Origin of the sequence: Methylibium sp. T29, from assembly GCF_000576205.1 — a bacterium.
Classification (GTDB): Bacteria; Pseudomonadota; Gammaproteobacteria; order Burkholderiales; family Burkholderiaceae_C; genus Methylibium; species Methylibium petroleiphilum.
Genome location: NZ_AZND01000403.1, coordinates 1 through 2199, shown reverse-complemented (window position 1 = coordinate 2199; position 2199 = coordinate 1). Strand labels below are relative to the sequence as shown.

At 59.2% G+C, this 2199-nt stretch carries 4 protein-coding genes; all 4 read right to left on the bottom strand.

Translation table 11 applies throughout. The features are described 5' to 3' along the window. Positions 1-50: 50 nt before the first annotated feature. Positions 51-482 (bottom strand): hypothetical protein, encoded by a 432-nt coding sequence (locus x551_RS21435; RefSeq protein ID WP_036234283.1) that lies wholly within the window; start codon positions 480-482, stop codon positions 51-53. Further along, a complete protein-coding gene (locus tag x551_RS21430; protein WP_036251169.1) occupies positions 479-1390 on the bottom strand; it encodes a DUF2163 domain-containing protein in 912 nt (303 codons plus the stop codon). Before x551_RS21430 ends, x551_RS21435 begins: the two co-directional genes overlap by 4 nt. Then, positions 1387-1959, bottom strand: coding sequence for a DUF2460 domain-containing protein (locus x551_RS23820; protein WP_051512272.1), 573 nt, complete (start codon positions 1957-1959; stop codon positions 1387-1389). Before x551_RS23820 ends, x551_RS21430 begins: the two co-directional genes overlap by 4 nt. Next, positions 1959-2199 (bottom strand): hypothetical protein (locus x551_RS26025; RefSeq protein ID WP_036251166.1); only part of this gene is annotated, 241 nt, incomplete at its 5' end. The genes x551_RS23820 and x551_RS26025, both read right to left, overlap by 1 nt.

Below are 2199 nucleotides of genomic sequence, written 5' to 3'. Positions count from 1 at the left end.
AAAGTACGTCGCGACAGCCGCGGCGGCAGCAGAGAGAACGAAGCGCGCCATTACTCGACCCCCGGCATGCGGTAGACCTGAAGAGTCCTGCTTCTGGTGTCTTCATCGAAACGGTGTTCCACGACCTTCGTTCCGTTTGCGTGGATCAACGAGAGGCCACCGGGATAGTCACCAAAGATGCCCATGTGCGCGGCGTGCCTGCGTGGGCTTCTCGGATGGCAGACCACAGGAACGTCACCCGGCATCGCTTCGATCAACGGGACACGAGTCATGAACTGATCGCAGTAGGCGATGAGGCTCGCCCCGTCGGGGAGTCGGAGGTAGCCGGTCACGTCCATCTCAGGAGGGACGATGCCAAGCTCTCTGGCAACACCGATCACCAGGCCAGCGCAGTCAACGGCAACACCCTTGAGGCGTTGCTGATGTTGGTAGGGCGTGCCAATCCAGCCGCGGGCAGCGGCCACCACTTGAGCGCGGTTCATGCGGAGGCGTCCGCCGCAGCGGTGATCTTGTCCTGACCAGGGACGTGGGGCTCTCCACCGAAGTCCAAAGCTGCATCGAACTTGGTCTTGCAGTCTTCGTCGAACCTCTTCCGACACCCGGCGACGTGATCGAGCGTATCGCCGACTTCGATAGCGAAGTGAGCAGGCAGAGCAAGCGTCACAACACCAGCAACCAGCGTCTTGACCTTATAGCGATAGCCCGCGTTCTCTCCGGTCAGGAATTCAACGAAGCCATCACCGGACCAGTCGTCATCCATCGCCGTGTCGATGGTGAAGACGTAGCGTGACGTGGCCACAGTCACTTCGCACGCTTCGGTGAAATCAGCAAGGACGACCGGGCAATGAGAGGTGTAGCCGTTGTCCAAACCAAGCTCATACGGACAGGTCTTGGTGACGACCTTCCCGATAGGTTGTTGCAGGGCTTGCTTGAGGCTGCGGAACTCCAGCGTGTGGAGGCCGGTATTGAGGCTGGGTTGGGCTTCCCCTGTCCATCCACGCTTGAGCACGAAGGCTTCAGAACCGTCGAGGGGGTTGCACTCAAACAGCACGAAGGACGCCTGGTCCCACTTGCCGGTGATGATCTCAAGGACGAACTCTTGATCGGCGGCCGAGCTGTCGGCCATCAAGGCGCCTTCGGTGTTGTCCACCGCGAGGCTGGAGGACGAGACGAGGTTCTTGACATCAAGGCCGTTGACAGGAGCATAGATGCCGTCAAGGACGATTCCAGAATCTGTGGTCACACCCCCAGAGTCACCAACAACAACCGACGTATCAACCGACGTGAAGCGGACCGACTCTCCATCCTTCCTGGTGATGAGCAAGCACACGCATGTGGTCTGACTTCCCTTTGCGTACTCTGCCGCAAGAAGGATAGGTATGACTCTCATACCCTGAACTCCTTGATCGGCACCGACGACCACGACATGAAGAACTGACCGTCTCCGCTGCGATTGACGATCGCGGCACTGAGTAGGTCTGTAGTGAAGACGGCAGGCACATCGAACTCGCCAACCCAGGATGTCGGCGAGCCGCCAGTGATGATCCCGGTGGTGTAGTCAAGCGTTCCACCGCCCGTGATAGTCACCGTCCCAACGACAGGCTTAGAGATCAGCCGATCAAACGATCTGGCGCCGAATGCGTAACGGCGGCCAAGGTGCTTGACGCCGGAGACATCGATGATGATCCCCTGCGTACCAACTACTTTGTAGTCAGCCCAATCCTTGAACCTGAAGCCGTCGAACTGCCCATAGACGTTCAGGAAGAAGGCGCGCACAGTCTCGAAGTCCTCTTCGGTCTTGACATTCTGAGCAACTTCGTACTCATGGAGCGGGTACAGGAACTTGCGATTCGACGTGCGGTATCCGTTCGTCGTCCAAGCCACTGAAGTAGAGAACGACGGACCGCCCATTGCCCCGAAGGACAAGCAGTCAGGGAACCGCTCTTCGAAGAAGGCCATCAGGTGTTCCTCGAAAGAGTCCGGTTGATGCCAGACCCGATCGCCACGCCCTGTTGCTGGGCCGTGTCGCGGCTCATGTTCGGTGCCGCCTGCACCTGCACGATGATCTGGCGACTACCGCCATTCGGCTGGATGTTCATTCCACCTGGGCCACCGAACGCCAACTCAGGGCCGTTCTCACCTACCACACCAAAGTGACCAGGCGGGATGCGCCCGCCTTCAGCGAAGAAGCCGGAGAAC

Bases quoted from the DNA above. Each gene is read 5' to 3' on its own strand.
- x551_RS21435 (WP_036234283.1), bottom strand. From the start codon at position 482: ATGAACCGCGCTCAAGTGGTGGCCGCTGCCCGCGGCTGGATTGGCACG.
- x551_RS21430 (WP_036251169.1), bottom strand. From the start codon at position 1,390: ATGAGAGTCATACCTATCCTTCTTGCGGCAGAGTACGCAAAGGGAAGT.
- x551_RS23820 (WP_051512272.1), bottom strand. From the start codon at position 1,959: ATGGCCTTCTTCGAAGAGCGGTTCCCTGACTGCTTGTCCTTCGGGGCA.